Origin of the sequence: Streptomyces hygroscopicus subsp. hygroscopicus (genome assembly GCF_001553455.1) — a bacterium.
GTDB classification, from domain to species: Bacteria; Actinomycetota; Actinomycetes; order Streptomycetales; family Streptomycetaceae; genus Streptomyces; species Streptomyces hygroscopicus.
The window spans coordinates 1-18,532 of record NZ_BBOX01000041.1 but is presented as its reverse complement, the minus strand read 5'-3'; the positions used below and the strand labels follow the sequence as shown (position 1 = coordinate 18,532).

The window sequence follows — 18,532 nt, the reverse complement described above, 5'->3', positions numbered from 1 at the left end:
ACGGCGGGCTCCCGCGGCCCGGCGAGAGCCACCCAGAAGACCCCGCCGGGACCGCGGGTGAGATTGTCCGGAAAGCCCGGCAGATCACGGACGAGGACGTCCCGTTCACCCGCCCGGCCGCCGGTCAGCCACAGCCGGCTGATCCGGTAGGCGGCGCTCTCGGCCACGGCGAGGTACGCCTCGTCCGGGGCGAGGGCGACCCCGTTGGCGAACCGCAGCCCGTCCAGCAGCACTTCCGGCCGGCCGCCGGGCCGCAGCCGCAGCAGCTGCCCGGTGGCGGTGTTCTCCAGGATGTCGCGGAGCCAGTGCTCCAGGCCGTGGCGGCGGCTGGAGACGGTGAAGTAGACCGTGCCGTCGGCCGCCACGGCGACGTTGCTGCAGAACCGCAGCGGCCTCCCGGCCACCTCGTCCGCGACCACCCGGACGGACCCGTCGCCCGGCCCGACGCGCAGCAGCCCGCGCCGGGCGTCGCACACCAGCAGCCCGCCGTCGGGGCAGGGGACCAGGCCCAGCGGCCGTCCGCCGGTGTGCGCGAGCACCTCGGAACGGACGAGCCCGTGGGCCGGCGACAGCGTCAGCCGCCGGATCGCCCCGTCCGCCGTGCCGGTCAGGATCCGGCCCCGCGCGTCGAGGGCGATGTGTTCGGGCCCGTGCGCCTCCGGCGCCAGGACGCGCGCCGGGGGCAGCGGTTCGGCCGCCCCGGCCGTCGGCCGCGTACGGGGGCGTGGCCGCGGCACGGGCTCACCCCGCCCTGCGGATCCGGGCGGCCCTGACGCACCGTTTCATCTCCTCGGCGTAGGGCAGCACGACGAAGGCGCCGATGCCCAGCCCGATCGCCGCCAGATAGCGGGCGGGCAGCGGGTTCTCCTTGGGCAGCAGCTTCCAGTCCTCGGGCCGGTCCCCGCCGCGCAGCGCGGCGCGGACCTGTTCCCAGTGCAGACAGCAGGTGAACGCCATCGCCGACAGCGGCAGGACCTCCAGGAAGCTGTGGATGTGCTGTTCCACCGGCCGCACCTCGCGTTCACCGGTGGCCAGGCTGACGTCCCACAGCGCGGTGGCGCCATGGGCGATCGCCGCTCCTCCCATCACCGACAGCACCAGCGGGTTGACCCGGGCGAGCAGCCCCATCGCGACGGGGACGCCCGCCTCCGTCATCATCAGGGCGTGCAGCGCCGATTCCCGGGTGCCCGAGGTGTGCTCGATCCTGGTCCGCCGGTGCATGAGCCAGTCCGCCACCGCGGGGACGAACCACAGCGGCATCACCCCGTACATCAGGAACCGCCGGTTGGCGTCCTCGACGTCCACGGGCTTCCGCGGCACCTTCAGATCGCGCGGCCGCCGCCACCGCCGCCACGCACGGGACGCCGGGCTACGGGAAAGAGTCATATCGCCTCCAGCACGACGGGGGACAGGCCGGGTGCCCTCTTCGTATCCCGCGCAAACGGCCGCGGACGGCTCCGGCGCTCCCGGCGTGGCGCTCGCCGGACACGGCGCGGCGCCCAGCCGCCGCGTCGGCGCGTCACCGGCCTGGAGGGCGGTGACGCGCCGGGCTCCCCCGGACCGCCGTGACGCGCCGCCGGAGGCGCCCGGACGGCGGCCGGCGAGGTCCGGCCGGAGCCGGGAGGCGCGCACCGGGCCGAAGGCTCAGCGCCCCAGCGCGCTGTCGTCCAGCCGGCGGAGCAGATCCGCGGGGTCGCGGTAGATCTCGTCCGCACCGGCCTCCGTCAGCAGCTCAGGGGGGATGCCACCGGACAGCAGCGCGACACAGCGCACCCCCGCCTTCCGGCACGCCGCCACGTCCCACACGGTGTCACCGACGAAGACCGCGTCCCGGGCCGGCACCCCGGCGCGCTCCAGTGCCTGCCCGACCAGGTCCGGCGCGGGCTTGCCCTCCTCGACGTCATCGGAGCTGAGCGCCGCTCCGATGGCCTCGTCGGCGCCGATCGCGGCCCGCATCGCGGCCAGTTCGTCCTTCGGCGCGGAGCTGGCCAGCACCACGTACCAGCCGCGTCCGGCCAGGGTGCGCAGCAGCTCCGCGGCGCCGTCGACGGCGGGCAGCCGGGAGAAGTACTCCGCGTAGAGGGCCTTGTGCGCGCCGCTGATCCGCCCGTCCTGCGAGCGGTCCCGGTCGCACGGCAGCAGACGGTCCAGGAGCTTGTCGGAGCTCATGCCGATGGCGTGGTGGATCTCCCGCATGCCCACCGTGTGCCCGGCCTGCCGCATCGCCTCCCACCAGGTGACGGTGTGCAGGTAGTTGGTGTCCACCAGTGTGCCGTCCACATCGAACAGCGCGGCCCGGCGGCCCCGCGCGTCCCGATCCGAGGTGTGTTCGCTGCTCATCGTGTCCTCCCGGGGCAGTCGTGACGACGACGAGGTGGCCCCCGCTCGCGGCGGAGGCCACCTCGTCGGAAAGGGGACCGGCACTCAGGTGTCGTAGTAGTGGTGGTGCCGGGGGTGATGTTCGGGGTCCTCGACCACGGGGGGCGCCACGGCGGTCGGCTCGACCACGCGCCGGCGCTTGTACACACTCACATACGCCGAGGTCCCGATGATGCCGACGGCCATCAGGATCAGGCCCACCAGGTGGACGTTGAGTCCGTTGGCGTTCCAGTCGGTGGCGAAGGTGAGAATGCCTCCCACCGCGATCATCAATATGCATCCACCCAGGCCCATCAGTTGTGCCTCCGTACATGAGTTGGCTTGTTGCGGGCTGGTCTTCACCGGGTACCCCGGCCCGCCGGGGCCAATCTCATGCCTTCTCCTCCCGCTCCGCGGCCGCCACCGTCTCATCGAGCGCCCGCCGGTCCTCCCGGGCCCGCGCCCGGTCCCTGGCCGAGGCGTCGGTGACGTCGAGGAAGATCTGGTCGGCGTGCGGCCACAGCCTTGCCATCGCCTTCTTGACGCGTACCAGGACCTCCTCGACCACCTCGCTGTCGAGGCCGGGGACGAGGTCGATCCGGGCCGCCACCAGCGTCGACTCATTGCCCAAACGCATCGTCAGCAGGGTGGTCACGGTGTCGACCTCCGGCTGCTCCTCGAGGAACCGGCGCAGCTCCCGGCGCTGGGCCGGGTCGATCGCCTCCCCGATGAGCCGCCCGCGCGCATCCCTGGCCAGCCGGTAGGCCACATAGACCAGCAGGGCGCCGATCAGGAAGGAGGCCGTGGCCTCGTGGACCGCGTCGCCGGTGACCATGTGCAGCCCCATGCCGACCAGGGCGAAGATCACGCCGAGACAGGCGGTGGAGTCCTCGGCCAGGACGGTGCGCAGGGTGGGATCGTCCCCCGCGCGCAGCTCGGCCACCATGCCCCGGCCCGCTTCCCGGGCCTGGCCGCGGACCTGGAACAGCGCCCGGACCAGCGAGGACCCCTCGGCGATGAACGCCACGCCCAGCACCGCCAGGCCGACCACATAGCCGCTGTGATCCTCGGAGCCGCCGGAACTCAGCGCCTCGGCACCCTGGAAGAAGGAGAAGCAGCCGCCCATGACGAAGATGCCGACGGCGGCCAGCAGCGACCAGAAGTAGCGCTCCTTGCCGTAGCCGAACGGGTGCAGGTCGTCGGGCGCCCGCTTGCTGCGCTTGAGGGAGGCGAGCAGGAACACCTCGTTGAGGCTGTCCGCGACGGAGTGAGCGGCCTCGGAGAGCAGCGCGGGGGAGCCGGCGAACATCCCGCCGACGGCCTTGGCCAGCGCGATCACGAGATTGGCGCCGAGCGCGACGAGGACGGTGACCGCCGTCTTGGCGTCCTCGCCCCCCGGCGCGTGACCCCTGTCCGGCCGGCGCGGTCTGTCCGGTGCGTGCGAGGACTGTGGCGCCTCCGGTGCGCGCGGGGTCCCCGGGACATCCGGCGTGTCCGGCGTACCCGGGGTGCCGCGCTGGTCGGAGGGGTGCGTTGCGGAACGGCTCATCGGCGGGCAACTTTCGTATACGGGAAGGTGGTGCCGTCCTGGTGGCCCGCCCCGCCGGGGCGGCCGGACGGCCTGTCACCTTCGCGTGTGTCCCGATGACGGAAGCTCAATCGTGGCACGCCCGCCAGGGGAGCGCGCCCCGCCCGGGGCATCCGGCCCACGGGGCGCGCCCGGACCGGATCAGCCGACCGGAGCGTCTGGTGAGGCGGGCGCGTCCGGCGGTGCGGGCGCGTCTGGTGGTGCGGGCGCGTCTGGTGGTGCGGGCGCGTCTGGTGAGGCGGGCACGTCTGGTGAGGCGGGCAGGTTCGGCGGGGCGGGCGCGTCCGGTGGTGCGGGCGCGTCCGGCGGGGCGGTGCGGCGGCCGGGCCCCATAACGGCGACGGTCAGCAGGCCGCGGTCACGCCGAACCGAGCGCCACCGCGCCCCGGCCCACCGCGGTGCCCCGGGGCACCCCGGCCGTGGCGGGCCGCCGCTGCCGCGAGGGCTGGGAAAGCGATGTCCTTCGGCCGGCGGCGCCGACCGGGTGATGGCCGGCCGGGCCGCATACGCTGGCCGAAGGGTCTCACCGATGGCCGACACCTTTCGCTGTACGACGGGAGCACCCGGTGGTCTCCTCCACCTCTGGCGGCGGCGCCGCCTCCGACGGCGGGCCGCGCGATCGCCTGCGCGCGTGGCTGCTGGAGAGCGACATGGCCAAGCGCCACCCCGGTCCGCATGCCGAGCCGGAGAGCGCGCACCGGGGCCATCCGTGGTGGCGCGTCATGTGCCTGACCGGTCTGGACTACTTCTCCACCCTCGGCTACCAGCCCGGAATCGCCGCCCTGGCGGCCGGGCTGCTCTCCCCGCTGGCCACCGTGGTCCTGGTGGTGGTGACCCTGGTGGGCGCGCTGCCGGTGTACCGCAGAGTGGCCCATGAGAGCCCGCACGGCCAGGGCTCGATCGCGATGCTGGAGCGGCTGCTGACCTTCTGGAAGGGCAAGGTGTTCGTCCTCACCCTGCTGGGCTTCGCGGCCACCGACTTCCTGATCACCATCACCCTCTCCGCGGCCGACGCCACCGCCCATCTGGTGGAGAACCCGCATCTCACCACGGCCCTGCGCGGCCATGAGGTGACCATCACCTGGATCCTGGTGGGGCTGCTCGGCGCGGTGTTCCTGAAGGGGTTCACCGAGGCCATCGGGATCGCCGTGACGCTGGTGGCCACCTATCTGGTGCTCAACGCCGTCGTGGTGGCGGTCGGGCTGTGGCACGTCTTCACCGCGCCGCAGGTGATCCCCGACTGGTCCCGGGCGCTGGTCGCCGAGCGCGGCAGCCCCCTGGTGATGGTCGGGGTGGCGCTGGTGATCTTCCCCAAACTGGCCCTCGGCCTGTCCGGGTTCGAGACGGGCGTGGCCGTCATGCCGCATATCGAGGGCAAGCCGGGCGACACCGAGGAGCGCCCCACCGGACGCATCCAGGGAACCAGGAAGCTGCTGACCACCGCCGCGTTGATCATGAGTGTCTTCCTCATCACCTCCAGCTTCATCACGACCCTGCTGATCCCGCAGCGGGAGTTCCGGCCGGGCGGCCACGCCAACGGGCGCGCCCTGGCCTATCTCGCCCACGAGTACCTGGGCTCGGCGTTCGGCAGCGTCTACGACGCCTCCACCATCGCCATCCTCTGGTTCGCCGGGGCCTCGGCCATGGCCGGGCTGCTCAACCTGATGCCCCGCTATCTGCCGCGCTACGGCATGGCACCCCACTGGGCGCGTGCGGTCCGCCCCATGGTGCTGGTGTTCACCGTCATCGCGTTCCTGGTGACCTGGCTCTTCAGGGCGAACGTGGACGCCCAGGGCGGCGCCTACGCCACCGGTGTGCTCGTGCTCATCACCTCCGCCACCATCGCCGTCACCATCGTCGCGCGGCGCGCCCGGCAGCACGGCTGGACCGCCGGCTTCGGCGTCATCTCGGTGGTCTTCCTCTACACCACCGCGGTGAACATCATCGAGCGGCCCGACGGCGTCAAGATCGGCGCCTGCTTCATCGGCGGCATCCTGGCCGTATCGCTGCTGTCCCGGGCCGCCAGGGCGTTCGAGCTGCGGGTCACCAGCGTGACGTTCAACCCCCTGGCCGAGCGGTTCATCCGCGACACCGCCCACCGCAGAATCCGCTTCATCGCCAATAAACCGGACCGCCGCGACCTGGCCGAATACCGGGACAAGCAGCATCAGATCCGGGCGGACAACGACATCCCGGACGAGGAGGACGTCATGTTCGTCGAGGTCACCGTCGTCGACCCGTCCGAGTTCGAGAGCGAGCTGCGGGTGTGCGGAGAGGTGGTGCACGGCCGCTACCGCGTGCTGACCATGCAGAGCGCCACCATCGCCAACGCGCTGGCCGCGCTGCTGCTGTCGGTGCGGGACATGACCGGGCAGCGCCCGCACATCTACTTCGAGTGGACGGAGGGCAACCCGCTGGCCCACTTCCTGCGGTTCTTCCTCTTCGGCCAGGGAGAGGTCGCCCCCGTCACCCGGGAGGTCCTGCGCGAGGCCGAACCCGACCGCAGCCGCCGCCCGCACGTCCACGTCGGATGAGAAGCCCGCCGGACGGGGGAGGCCGCCGGGTCAGGGCGCCGCGGGCTCCGCGTCCGGCTCCGCGGCGGGCAGGCTGTCCATGAACGAGCTGACCGAGAACACCGCCCGCCCCGGCCCCGGCGGGCCGTATCCCGGGGGCGAGGACAGCCCGAAGTCCTCGAGCGTGGCCCGGTAGGTCTCCAGCAGCCGGATGTGGTACTCCAGCGGCGCGCCCTGCGGATTGGCCTTGCCCAGCGGGGTCGTCGGCTCGGGGCACCAGGTGGTGAACCGGGGCACGACACCGTGCGACATGAAGAACCGCAAGCCCTCGGCGGTGGACTCGATCGCCTCGTGTACGGATGAGAAGCCGAACGGCTCGGCCATCTCCACGCCCGCGACGAAGTTGGGAATCACGTTCCGGGCGCCGAACACCTCGGCCGAGTCCAGGATCCGGCGGTGCCACTCGTCACGCCCGATGTAGCGCTCCTTGCCCGGGCAGTACAGCTCGAACAGCCGCCGGTCCCACACCTCGAAGTTGGGGTGGTAGATGCGCACCCCGTAGTCGTGGAACCGCTGGACGTCGGCCTTGGGCAGCGCCTGTGCCACCACCTTGCCGATCCACCGGCCCGGGAAGCGCTCCTCGATGGCCTTCGCGTAGTGGCCGTAGAAGTCGGCCTCGTCACGGCCGCCGATGTGCGAGGTGATCGCCCCGCCGGTGAGGGTGTACGCCTGGGAGGCGCGGGCGGTGTCATGGCGGTCGATGATCTCCAGCGCCTCCAGCACCTCCTCGACCGGCTTCACCCCGGTGTACGGGCGGCCCGCCGCCTTGTGCTGACGCCAGTTGTGGTTGATGTCGCAGTACTGGCACTCCTCCTTGGCACCGAAGTACTGGCACACCCGGAAGACCGTCAGATACACCAGATAGCCCCACTGGATGGTGGGCGCGACCTCCATCACCGACTTGCCGTTCGACAGGGTGTGGCGGTAGTAGTCCGGCATCGGCGGCAGCCCCACGTCGGCGATCCGCGCACCGTCCAGGTACAGGCCCAGCGCACCGTCCTCCCCGGCCCGGACCACATAGGGCGAGGAGGGGTTGACGCGGACGGACACCACCGTGCGGCGCAGCTCGTACGGCCCGCCGGTGAGCACGATCTCCTCGGGCGGCCGGTTGAGGGCCGCGGCACCCAGCTCCGGCAGGGTGCGGTGGTCGAACGAGAAGATGAAGTACGACTTCGGCTTGACGTCGCCGTCGCCGTTGCCACTGAGCGCGGACTCGTCGAAGGCCATGCCGCCCCGCAGCAGGTCCTCCTTGAGCACGGCCTCCCGGGGCACCTGGGGAAAACGTCCCATCAGGTCCTCGACCAGTGCGGTCCGTCGCTCGGTCACCATGTGCTGCACCATTCCCGGTTCCGTGGGGACACGGTGCGGCCCCCGCGCAGGTCGTCTGCCGCCACACACCATAGATCAAGGGGTGGCGCGCGCCTGAAGGGTGTCCGCCCCGGCCCCGCCCCTGTGCGCCCGGCCGGCCGTTCCCGCCCCCGCGCCCCCGTCGGCGGGCGTCCGGGGTCCGGTCGGCCTACGGTGGAAGGACCATGGCTGTCAACCGGCTCGGCCTGGTCGTCCACCGGGCCCGCCCCACCGCCGTCGCGGCGGCACACACCGCCGGCGCGTGGGCCGCTGCCCATGGCATCTCCTGCGTCGAACTCGACGTCTGGCGCGGCGACCGGCCCCGGCGCAGCGCCCACGAGGAGTCCGCGGCCGCCGGCCACCCCGATCTGCTCGTCACCTTCGGCGGCGACGGCACCTTTCTGCGCGGCGCCCGGCTCGCGGCCGGGAACGGGGCCGCGGCGCTGGGCGTGAACGTGGGACGGGTCGGCTTCCTCACCGAGATCACCGCCGACCAGGTGGAGGACGCGCTGAACGCCGTCCACGAGGGCCGCCACACGGTCGAGGAGCGCATGATGCTCACCCTGCGGGCGTCCCGGCCGCTGGAGATGCCCGAGGGCATGGACGCGCTGCTGCGCTACGGACGGGGCCCCGCGCTGCCCCCGCCCAGGGTCCGCCCCGGCAGCAGCCCCGAGGAGGTCGGCTGGGGCGTCCCGCTGGACGCCATCGCCGTCAATGACGTGGTCTTCGAAAAACTCGCCCGCGACCGCCAGGCCGGGCTCGCGGTGTACGTGTCCGGGCAGCTGCTGGCCTCCTACTCGGCCGACGCGATCATCGTGGCCACCCCGACCGGCTCCACCGCCTACAGCTTCGCCGCCGGCGGCCCGGTGGTCTCCCCGTACCTGGACGCGGTCGTCTTCACCCCGGTCGCCCCGCACATCGCCTTCGACCGCACCGTGGTGGCCGCGGTGGACGAGGCCGTGGCCGTACGGGTCCTGCCGACCTCGGGACGGGTGGCGGTCAGCCTCGACGGGCAGCTGCGCGGGGTGCTGGAGCCGGGCGACTGGGTGGCGGCCTACCGGGCACCGGACCGGCTGCGGCTGGTACGGCTCGCGCCGACGCGGTTCTACCACCGGCTGCGGGACCGCTTCCGGCTGGCCGACTCGCCCGCCGCCGACCCGGCCCCGCCGTTCTACCGCCCCCGCTCGCCCATCCCCGCGGACCTGGCGCACCTGCGGCTGCCCCCGGCGCCCGGCGACCCACCGGAGCCGGGGCCCGGCGGCCGGGGCTGAAGATGCGGGGTGCCCGCCCCGGTGCCAGGCTGAGTGATGTGACAGCTCACGCGTTTCACAGTGATCTCACGCTGCGGGTCAACGGCGCCGACCGCGCCCTCACCCTCGACCACCGGGTGACGCTGCTGGACGCCCTCCGCGAACACCTGGCGCTGACCGGGGTGAAGAAGGGGTGCGACCACGGTCAGTGCGGGGCCTGCACCGTGCTGATCGACGGCGAGCGGGTCAACAGCTGCCTGGTGTTCGCCGTGGCCGCGCAGGGCCGGGACATCACCACCATCGAGGGCGTCGCGGGGCTCGCGGCACCGGAGGAACTCCACCCGCTCCAGCGGGCGTTCCTGGAACACGACGGCTTCCAGTGCGGCTACTGCACACCGGGCCAGATCTGTTCCGCGATCGGCGCGCTCACCGAGGCCGCCCGCGGCTGGCCCAGCCATGTCACCGAGGACATGGCGGCCGGGGTCGGCGCACCGGCCGACCTGGACGCCGAGGAGATCCGGGAGCGGATGAGCGGCAACCTGTGCCGCTGCGGGGCCTACCCCGGCATCGTGGCCGCCATCCGCGAGGCCGCCGGGGGCGACGGCGGCGGCGCACCGGCCCGCGCCGGCGCGGGAGGAGGAGTGCGGTGAAGCCCTTCGCCTACGAACGCGCGACCACCCCCGAGACCGCCGCCACCCTCGTGGCCGACTCCACCGAGGCGGTGTACCTGGCCGGCGGCACCAACCTGGTGGACCTGATGAAACTCGGGGTGACCGAGCCCGCCGTGGTCGTCGACATCACCCGGCTCCCGTACGACGCCATCGAGCACCGCCCGGACGGCGGTGTGCTCATCGGCGCGCTGGTCTCCGGCAGCCGGCTGGCCGGCGACCCCGGCGTCCGCGAGCGCTTCCCGGCCCTGGCCGAAGCGCTGCTGTCGGGGGCCTCCGGGCAGCTCAGGACGGTGGCCACCACCGGCGGCAACCTGCTCCAGCGCACCCGCTGCGTGTACTTCCAGGACGTGACCAAACCGTGCAACAAGCGGCAGCCGGGCACCGGCTGTTCGGCCGTCCAGGGCCTCCACCGCGACCTCGCCGTGCTCGGCACCTCCGACGCCTGTGTGGCGAGCCACCCCTCCGACATGGCGGTGGCGATGGCCGCGCTCGACGCGGTCGTCCACCTGCGGCGGGTGAACGGCAGCCCCCGTGCGCTCCCGCTGAACGACTTCTACCTGCTGCCCGGCGACACCCCGGACCGCGAGACGGTGCTCCAGCCGGGCGATCTGATCACCGGTGTCGAGCTGCCGCCGCCCCCCGAGGGCGTCGCCATGTCCTACCGCAAGGTCCGCGACCGCTGGTCCTACGCGTTCGCGCTGGTGTCGGTGGCCGCCGTGGTCGCCACGGCCGCCGACGGCACCCTGCGCGACATCCGGCTGGGGCTCGGCGGCGTGGGCACCCGCCCGTGGCGGGCCCGCGAGGCCGAACGGCTGCTGACCGGCCGCCGGCCGACCGAGGAGGGCTTGCGGGAGGCGGCTCGGGCCGAGTTCGCCTCGGCGCGTCCGCTGCCGGGGAACGCCTTCAAGATCGACCTCGCGGTGGACGTCATCACCTCGGCCGTGCGCGACCTCGTGGGAGGGGAACGGCGATGACCACGCTCCAGCGGACCGTGGGCGCGGACGTGACCCGTGTCGAAGGACACCAGAAGGTCACCGGCACCGCGCTCTACGCCTATGAGTACCCGGTGCCGGACGCCCTGTACGCGTGGGCGGTGCAGTCCACCGTCCCGCGTGGCAGGGTGCGCGCCGTCCACGCCGGCGCGGCGCTGGCCCTGCCGGGGGTGGTCGCCGTGCTCGACAGCCGCAACGTGTTCCGGCTGCGCCCGGCCGGCGACCCCGAACTCGCCGTTCTGCAGTCCGCCGACGTCGCCTACCGGGGACAGATCGTGGCGGCGGTGGTGGCGGACAGCTATGAGACGGCCGGTCAGGCCGCGGCGGCCGTGCGGGTCGAGTACGACGTGGACGACCACGACGCCGAGCTGACCGACGGCGATCCGCGGATCTTCGTCCCCGACACGGTCAACGGCGGCTACCCGGGGCAGACGGAGACCGGCGATGTGGAGGCCGCCCTCGCCGCGGCGCCGGTCGTCCTCGACGCCACGTACACCACACCCCCGGAGCACACCAGCGCGATGGAGCCGCATGCCACCATCGCCGTCTGGGACGAGGACTCCCTCACCCTCTACAACGGCGACCAGGGCCCCTGGATGACCGCCGCCACGCTGGCCGAGCTGTTCGGGCTGCCGGAAGGCGCCGTACGGGTCGTCGCCGACCACACCGGCGGAGGCTTCGGCTCCAAGGCGGTTCCCCGTCCGCCCACGGTGCTCGCCGCGCTGGCCGCCCGCGCGGTGGGCCGGCCGGTCAAGGTGGCGGCCACCCGGCAGCAGATGTTCACCATGGTGACGTACCGGACACCCACCCTCCAGCGGGTCCGGCTCGGCGCCGAACGGGACGGCCGGCTGACCGCCGTCTGGCATGACGCGCTGCAGCAGAGTTCCACACTCGCCCCGTACTGCGAGCAGACCGCCACCCCCACCCGCGTGATGTACGCCGCGCGCCACCGCCGCACCACCCACCGGCTGGCGCAGCTGGACGTGCCCACGCCCTCGTGGATGCGGGCCCCCGGCGAGGCGCCCGGGATGTTCGCGCTGGAGAGCGCGATGGACGAGCTGGCCGTGGCGCTGGGCATGGACCCCATCGAACTGAGGGTGGTCAACGAGCCGTCGGTGGACCCCGAGTCCGGCCACCCCTTCAGCAGCCGCAATCTGGTGGCCTGTCTGCGGGAGGGCGCGGCGCGCTTCGGCTGGGCGGGCCGCGACCCCGCGCCGGGGCGCCGCCGGGAAGGGCGCTGGCTGGTCGGCACCGGAGTGGCGGCGTCCGTCTTCCCCGCCATCACCTGGCCCGCCACCGCGACCGCCCGCGCCGAGCCGGACGGCACTTTCACCGTACGGATCGCCGCGGCCGACATCGGCACCGGGGCCCGTACCGCGCTGACCCAGGTGGCGGCGGACGAACTCGGTGTGGAGATCGACCGCGTCACCCTCGACATCGGCCGCAGCGCCTACGGCCAGGCGCCGTTCGCGGGTGGCTCGATGGGCACGAGTTCCTGGGGATGGGCGGTGGCCAAGGCGTGCCGGGCGCTGGCCAAGCGGCTCGGCGAGTCGGCCGGCGCGGTCCCGCCCGGCGGACTGGAGGAGCTGGCGGACACCGCCGAGGACGTCGCCGCGCGCCGGGACTTCTCGCGCCACGCCTACGGCGCCCAGTTCGCCCGGGTGCGGGTGGACGCCGTCACCGGTCAGGTACGGGTGGACCGGCTGCTGGGAATGTTCGCCGCCGGACGCATCATCAACCCCCGGACGGCGGGTTCGCAGCTGCGCGGCGGTATGTGCATGGGGCTGTCGATGGCGCTGCACGAGGGCCTGGAGGTGGACCCGCGGTTCGGCGACTTCGCCAACCACGACCTCGCCACCTACCACATCGCGGCCAACGCGGACGTGCGCGACGTCCAGGCGTACTGGCTGGAGGAGGACGACGACGAGCTCAACCCGATGGGCAGCAAGGGCGTCGGGGAGCTGGGGATCGTCGGCACGGCGGCGGCCATCGCCAACGCGGTGTACCACGCCACGGGGGTACGGGTCCGAGATCTGCCGATCACGGTGGAGCGGGTGCGCGCGGGGCTGCCCGGCCACTGAGCGACCGCCCGGCCCGGCGGCCACGGTCCCCGGCTCGGCGGCCACGGCTCTCGGCCCGGTGACCACGGCTCCCGGCCCGGTGGCCACGGCTTCCGGGCTGGCGTCAGGGGTCCGGGGCTGGTGTCCTGGTGTCACGGGTCCGGGGCCGGTGTCAGGGGGCTCCCGGGCTGGTGTCGCGGGTCCGGGGCGTTCCGTGGCGGCCCTCGCGTCCCGTGGTGGCTGCCCGGTTCCGTGGCCGCGCCCGGCCCGTCCCGGCTCCCGGGCTGGCGTCGCGGGTCCGGGGCGTTCCGTGGCGGCCCTCGCGTCCCGTGGTGGCCCTCGCGTCCCGTGGCGGCTGCCCGGTCCCGTGGCCGGCTGCCCGGTTCCGTGGCCGCGCCCGGCCCGTCCCGGCCCCCGGGCGGGTGTTCGCGGCCCCGGTCGGGTGTCACGGCCCCCGGGTGTCCCGTGGTGACGGCACGGGGCACCCGGGCCGTCACCACGGGACACCCAGGCCGTGGGGCATCAGCCCTTCCCAGCCAGCAGCCGTCAGCCGTTCCCGGCGGCCCGGTGGGCCAGCTCCTGGCGCACCAGCGGCAGCAGCGCACGGCCGTAGTCGACCGCGTCGTCCAGCGGGTCGTAGCCGCGGATCAGCAGGGTCGTGACGCCGATGTCCACATAGTCCAGCAGCGCCTTCGCGACCGTCTCCGGGGTGCCCACCAGCGCCGTGGAGTTCCCGGCCGCCCCGGTGGCGGCCGCGGTCGCCGTCCACAGTGCCCGGTCGTGGCGCTCACCGCGGGCCGCGGCGGCCAGCAGCCGCTGGGAGCCGACGTTCTGCGGTTCTGGGCCGCCGGTCGTGGGCGAGCCCAGCGTCTCGCGGCCCCATCGGGAGGAGGTGAAGGAGCCCGCCGGGCCCTTGGTCGTGATGGTGTCGAGGATCCGGTGCGCCCGCTCCCACGCCTGCTCCTCGGTCGCGCCGAGGACGGGACGGAAGGACACGCTGATACCGGGCGGTTCGGTCCGCCCCGCGGCCTTGGCGGCCCGGTGTACGGAGGCGATCTGCTCCGCCGTCTCCGCCAGTGGCTCGCCCCACAGCGCGAAGGTGTCCGCGTGCTTGCCGCCCACCGCGTACGCGGCCTGCGAGGAGCCGCCGAAGTACAGCGGGATGCGTGGCCGCTGACGCGGGCGGACCTCGGCGTGGAAGTCCTCGAAGCGGTAGAAGCGGCCTTCGTGTCCGAACGGCTCCTCCTCCGTCCACGCCCGCTTCAGGATCTCCAGATACTCGTCGGTGCGGGCGTAACGGTCGTCCTTGCCCAGGTAGTCGCCGTCGCGCCGCTGCTCGGCGTCGCGCCCGCCGCTGATGATGTGCACGGCCACCCGGCCGCCGGAGAACTGGTCGAGGGTGGCGAAGGTACGGGCGGCCAGGGTGGGGGCCACGAAACCGGGGCGATGGGCCACCAGCAGCCCGAGCCGCTCGGTGTGCGCGGCGACGTACGCGGCCACTTGGGCGCCGTCCGGGGTGGCGGAGCCGTAACCGATCAGCACCCGGTCGAAGCCCGCCTCCTCATGGGCGCGGGCGAACCGCAGCGTGTAATCGGGGTCCACGACGGGGCCGCGGGCCGGATGGATCTCGGACACCTCATGGGTGCCGATCATTCCGATGAACTCGACGGACATCGTCAGCCTTTCTCCGAGGGGCGGGCGGTGACCGGGGCGACGGTCACCCGCCCGGCTTCCTTGCGTGGTTCTCCGGTGGCCGCCGCCGGTTCCGGCGCCCGCCCCGTGGCGGCCGGTTCTGGTGCTCGCCCCGTGGCCGCCGGTTCCGGCGCCTGCCCCGAGGTGGCCGCCGGAGCCGTCCAGGCGACCAGCTCACGCCACTGGTCCACCCGGTGGCAGGCGGCCGAGCGGTGCGGGCCCACCGCGGCCGGAGCGGGCGCGGTGCGGCAGGAGCCGGTGACGAACGGGCAGCGGTGGGCGAAGACACAGCCCTCCCGCGCCGTCCAGCCGGGCGGTTCGGCCGACGGGCGCAGCGCCGCCGCGCCCGGCCCGCCCTCGGCCCGTACGCTCGGCGCGGAGGCGGTGAGCAGCGCGGTGTACGGATGCAGGGGGCGGCCGAACACCTCGTGGACGGGCCCCTGTTCCACGACCCGGCCGCGGTACAGCACCGCCACCCGGTCCGCGATGCCCGCCAGCGAACTGAGGTCGTGCGAGATGACGACGACGGCCATCCGGCGCTCGGCGCGCAGCCGGTCCAGCAGCCGCAGCACCCGGTTGCGGTTGGAGGCGTCCAGGGCGCTCACCGGCTCATCGGCGATCAGCAGCCGGGGCCGGGTGACGATCGCCCGCGCGAGCAGCGCCCGCTGGCGCTGACCGCCGGAGAGGGCGCCCGGCAGCCGGTCGCCGAGACGGGCCGCGTCCAGGCCCACCGTCTCCAGCGCCTCCTCCACCCGCGCCGCGATCCGCGCCCCGTCCAACTCCCCCGCGACGGCGAGCGGCTCGGCCACCGCCCGCCGGACCGTCAGCTCCGGGTCCAGGGCCCGCAGCGGATCCTGGAACGCGTAACTCAGCTGCCCCGAACGGCGGAACGCGCGCCGGGCGCGCCCGCGCGCCCCGGAGATCTCGCGCCCGTCGAAGACCACCCGGCCCGAGCGCGGAGCGACCAGGCCCACGGCGGTACGGGCCAGGGTGGTCTTCCCGGAGCCGGTCTCCCCGATGACCCCGACGATCTCCCCCTCGCCCACGGACAGCTCCACACCGTCCAGCACCGGCCGCGTGTCCCGCCGGCCGAAGGCCACGGTCAGCCCGGAGATCTCCAGCAGCCCGCTCATACCGCCACCTCCCGGGTGCCGCGCGCACCGGCCCGCGACAGATCGATCTCCTCGCTGCGGACACACCGCACCCGCCGCCCGTCGGCCGTCTCGCGCAGCGGCACCGGACCGCTGAGGCACTCGGGCGCGGCGAACGCGCAGCGGTCCGCGAACCGGCACCCCGGCAGCCGCGCCCCCACCTCGGGCGGCGCGCCGGGGATCACCTCCAGCTCCCGCCGTTCCCAGTCGCCGACCGTGGCCACGCGCAACAGCGCCTCGGTGTACGGGTGCAGGGGCTCGGTCAGCACCCGCTCGGCCGGGCCGTCCTCGACCAGCTCCCCGGCGTAGGCCACCAGGACCCGGTCGCACACCTCGGCGATCACCGCCAGGTCGTGGCTGACCAGCAGCAGCGCCAGATCGTGCTCGGCGCGCATCCGGGCCAGTAGCTCCAGCACCTCGGCCTGGACCACCACATCCAGCGCGGTGGTGGCCTCGTCGGCGACCAGCAGGTCCGGTGCGCAGGCCACCGCGATGGCGATCAGCACCCGTTGCAGCATTCCGCCGGACAGCTCGTGCGGATGGCGCCGGGCCACCTCGGCGGGGTCGTGCAACCCGACGGCGGCGAACAGTTCGACGGCGCGTTCACCGGCCCGCGGACGGTCCAGCCCGAGCTTCACCCGCAGCACCTCGGCCAGTTGCCGCCCCACGGTCAGCGACGGGTTGAGGTACGAGGCGGGGTCCTGGAAGACGGCGCCCACCCGGGTGCCCCGCACCCGCTCCCACTCCCGGCGCGAGCGCCCGGTCAGCGTCTCACCGGCCAGTGCGATCTCGCCCTCGGACACCGCACAGCCCGGTGGCAGCAGCCCGAGCACCGACCGGCAGATGAGGGTCTTGCCGCTGCCGGACTCGCCGACCAGGCCGACGGCCTCACCCCGGGCCACGGTGAACGACACATCGCGCACGGCCGTCAGCCGCCCGGAGGAGACGGTGACGCCGAGCCCCTCGACGGACAGCGCCACCGGTCCGGGGGCGGGTCCGCCGGGCGTGGCGGGGTCAGACGACGGGGAGTGCGGCATCGGCCCGCTCCTTGGTGGTGTCGGGGGAGTCGGCAGTGGTGTCCGGGGGCCCGGCAGCGGTGTCCGGGAGACCGGCGGGCAGCAGCTCCCGCGCCCCGGCGTCCCGTACCGCGTCGGCCAGCAGGTGGAGCGCGTCGGCGGTGACGACGATCAGCGCGGCCGGGAACACCGGTGCCCAGATCTGCTGGGTGAGGAAGCCCAGATCGGTGGCGAGCATGCCGCCCCAGGTGGCGGCGGGCGGCTGCACACCGACCCCGAGGAAGGTCAGCGAGGAGACCACCAGCAGACAGGTGGCCAGCGCGTGGGCGGCGGTGACGATGACCGTCGGCAGGACCTTGCTCCAGATGTGGGTACGCAGCACCCGCCCGACCGAGGCGCCGAACAGCTCGGCCGACTCCACGTACTGGGCGTGCCGCAGGCTCAGGCCGGCCGCGCGGGTCATCCGGAAGAACAGCGGGGCGTAGAGCACCCCGAGCGCCAGCATGGCCTGGTGCATCCCGTTGCCCAGCGCGCCCACCACCGCGATGGCGAACACGGTGAACGGCAGCGTCATCAGCGCGTCGACGACCCGCTGTGCGATCCACTCGCCCACCCGCCCCATCCACAGCGAGACCAGACCGGTCGGCACCCCCACCGCCATCGCGGCGGCCACCGCCTCCACCGCGCCCGCCACCGAGCGGCCACTGCCCTCCAGCAGCCGGCTGAGCACATCGCGGCCCAGGTAGTCGGTGCCCAGGAGATGGCCGGCACCCGGGCCCTGGAGCATGTCCCGGGGGTGCTGGGCCAGCGGGTCATGGGGGGCGAGCCAGCCGCCGAACGCCGCCAGCAGCGCGATGGCCAGCAGCACCGGCAGCGCCACCTTGGCGGAGGCGGATCGCCACGCCCGTCGCAACGTCCGCATCAGCGGGTCACCTCCCGGCGCCGGGCGGCCGGGTTCAGCGCGAGCAGCGCCGTGTTCACGGCCACGTTGACGACCAGGACCACCGCGATGGTCACCAGCAGCGTCCCCTGGATCACCGGGATGTCGTGCTGCTCCGCCGACTGCAGGGTGAGCTGGGCCAGACCGGGCAGCGCGAAGATCTGCTGGGTGACCACCGCACCGCCCAGCAGCATCGGCACGCTCATCCCGAGCGCCGTGAGCGCCGGTCCGGCGGCGTTGCGCAGGGCATGGCCGAACACCACCCGCCGGGCGGGCAGCCCGCGCATCACCGCGCCCGTCACGTAGTTCTCCCGCAAGGTGCCCACCAGTGAGGTGCGCAGCTGACGGGCGATGGCGGCCGCGGCCTCCAGGCTCAGCGCGAACGCGGGCATCAGGGTGTACCGCAGCCACTGCCCGGGGTCCATGTCCAGCGGTACGTAGCCACCGGAGGGCAGCCACCCCAGCTTCAGCGAGAACACCGTGACCAGCGCGATGGCCACGACGAAACCGGGCAGTGTGCCGAGCAGCGCGCACAGCGCGGTGACGGCGCGGTCCAGCCGGCCGCCGGCCCTGAGCGCGGCGGCGACACCGGCCGCCCCGCCCAGCACCACCGCCATCAGCAGCGCGAGCCCGGCGATGGACAGGTCCACCGGAATCGCCTGCCGGATGCTCGTCGCCACCGGGACGGTGGTGAACCAGGAGCGGCCCAGGTCCCCGGTGAAGGCGTGCCCGAGCCATGACACGTACTGCTCCCACAGGGGCCGGTCGAGGCCGAACTGGTGGTTCATCCGGGCGATGTCGGCGGGGGCCGCCGTCTCGCCGAGCACCGCCGCGGCCGGATTGGCGCCGGAGAGCGCGCCGAGACCGAAGGTGAGCGCGGAGGAGAGCAGGAAG

16 protein-coding genes are annotated in these 18,532 nt (G+C 73.9%); 5 read left to right on the top strand and 11 right to left on the bottom strand.

What is annotated here, in order from left to right; all coding sequences use genetic code 11:
• The 5 genes from AXW62_RS05575 to AXW62_RS05555 form a co-directional block, all read right to left on the bottom strand.
• A partial coding sequence (locus AXW62_RS05575; protein ID WP_060943503.1) for an SMP-30/gluconolactonase/LRE family protein occupies positions 1 to 737 on the bottom strand: 737 nt, incomplete at its 3' end.
• Positions 738 to 741: 4 nt separating this feature from the next.
• Entirely contained in the window at positions 742 to 1,386 is a 645-nt protein-coding gene (locus AXW62_RS05570; protein ID WP_079105540.1) for a diguanylate cyclase, read from the bottom strand.
• 258 nt (positions 1,387 to 1,644) lie between these two features.
• Entirely contained in the window at positions 1,645 to 2,340 is a 696-nt protein-coding gene (locus tag AXW62_RS05565; RefSeq protein WP_060943502.1) for an HAD family hydrolase, read from the bottom strand.
• An 84-nt stretch (positions 2,341 to 2,424) separates the two neighbouring features.
• Complete coding sequence (locus tag AXW62_RS05560) at positions 2,425 to 2,673, bottom strand: hypothetical protein (protein WP_030824990.1); 249 nt, start codon at positions 2,671 to 2,673, stop codon at positions 2,425 to 2,427.
• A gap of 76 nt (positions 2,674 to 2,749) precedes the next feature.
• On the bottom strand, positions 2,750 to 3,907 hold the full coding sequence (locus AXW62_RS05555; RefSeq protein ID WP_060943501.1) for a cation diffusion facilitator family transporter: 1,158 nt from the start codon (positions 3,905 to 3,907) through the stop codon (positions 2,750 to 2,752).
• A gap of 605 nt (positions 3,908 to 4,512) precedes the next feature.
• Here AXW62_RS05555 and AXW62_RS05550 point away from each other — a divergent pair.
• Positions 4,513 to 6,480 (top strand): APC family permease, encoded by a 1,968-nt coding sequence (locus AXW62_RS05550; protein ID WP_060943500.1) that lies wholly within the window; start codon positions 4,513 to 4,515, stop codon positions 6,478 to 6,480.
• Between the two features lie 30 nt (positions 6,481 to 6,510).
• On the opposite strand, the gene AXW62_RS05545 is transcribed toward AXW62_RS05550, so the two are convergent.
• On the bottom strand, positions 6,511 to 7,848 hold the full coding sequence (locus AXW62_RS05545; RefSeq protein WP_060943505.1) for a radical SAM protein: 1,338 nt from the start codon (positions 7,846 to 7,848) through the stop codon (positions 6,511 to 6,513).
• A 203-nt stretch (positions 7,849 to 8,051) separates the two neighbouring features.
• Between AXW62_RS05545 and AXW62_RS05540 the strand changes: the two genes are divergently transcribed.
• The 4 genes from AXW62_RS05540 to AXW62_RS05525 are packed head-to-tail and all read left to right on the top strand — an operon-like array spanning position 8,052 to position 12,860.
• Positions 8,052 to 9,137, top strand: a complete 1,086-nt coding sequence (locus tag AXW62_RS05540) for an NAD(+)/NADH kinase (RefSeq protein ID WP_060943499.1) — start codon at positions 8,052 to 8,054, stop codon at positions 9,135 to 9,137.
• Between the two features lie 2 nt (positions 9,138 to 9,139).
• Positions 9,140 to 9,766: a 2Fe-2S iron-sulfur cluster-binding protein gene (locus AXW62_RS05535; RefSeq protein WP_107406228.1), complete on the top strand. Its 627-nt coding sequence runs from the start codon at positions 9,140 to 9,142 to the stop codon at positions 9,764 to 9,766.
• Complete coding sequence (locus AXW62_RS05530; RefSeq protein WP_060943498.1) at positions 9,763 to 10,761, top strand: FAD binding domain-containing protein; 999 nt, start codon at positions 9,763 to 9,765, stop codon at positions 10,759 to 10,761. Before AXW62_RS05535 ends, AXW62_RS05530 begins: the two co-directional genes overlap by 4 nt.
• Entirely contained in the window at positions 10,758 to 12,860 is a 2,103-nt protein-coding gene (locus AXW62_RS05525; protein ID WP_060943497.1) for a xanthine dehydrogenase family protein molybdopterin-binding subunit, read from the top strand. The genes AXW62_RS05530 and AXW62_RS05525 overlap by 4 nt, the downstream gene beginning before the upstream one ends.
• Positions 12,861 to 13,385: 525 nt before the next feature.
• Here the strand turns inward: AXW62_RS05525 and AXW62_RS05520 are convergent.
• The 5 genes from AXW62_RS05520 to AXW62_RS05500 all read right to left on the bottom strand — a co-directional run.
• Positions 13,386 to 14,513, bottom strand: coding sequence for an LLM class flavin-dependent oxidoreductase (locus AXW62_RS05520; protein ID WP_060943496.1), 1,128 nt, complete (start codon positions 14,511 to 14,513; stop codon positions 13,386 to 13,388).
• A 2-nt stretch (positions 14,514 to 14,515) separates the two neighbouring features.
• A complete protein-coding gene (locus tag AXW62_RS05515) occupies positions 14,516 to 15,664 on the bottom strand; it encodes an ABC transporter ATP-binding protein (protein ID WP_079115489.1) in 1,149 nt (382 codons plus the stop codon).
• Positions 15,661 to 16,719, bottom strand: coding sequence for an ABC transporter ATP-binding protein (locus AXW62_RS05510; protein ID WP_060943495.1), 1,059 nt, complete (start codon positions 16,717 to 16,719; stop codon positions 15,661 to 15,663). The genes AXW62_RS05515 and AXW62_RS05510 overlap by 4 nt, the downstream gene beginning before the upstream one ends.
• Positions 16,697 to 17,620 carry an ABC transporter permease gene (locus AXW62_RS05505; RefSeq protein ID WP_060943494.1) on the bottom strand — a complete coding sequence of 308 codons (924 nt, stop codon included), beginning with the start codon at positions 17,618 to 17,620 and terminating at the stop codon, positions 16,697 to 16,699. Before AXW62_RS05505 ends, AXW62_RS05510 begins: the two co-directional genes overlap by 23 nt.
• A partial coding sequence (locus AXW62_RS05500) for an ABC transporter permease (RefSeq protein ID WP_060943493.1) occupies positions 17,620 to 18,532 on the bottom strand: 913 nt, incomplete at its 5' end. The genes AXW62_RS05500 and AXW62_RS05505, both read right to left, overlap by 1 nt.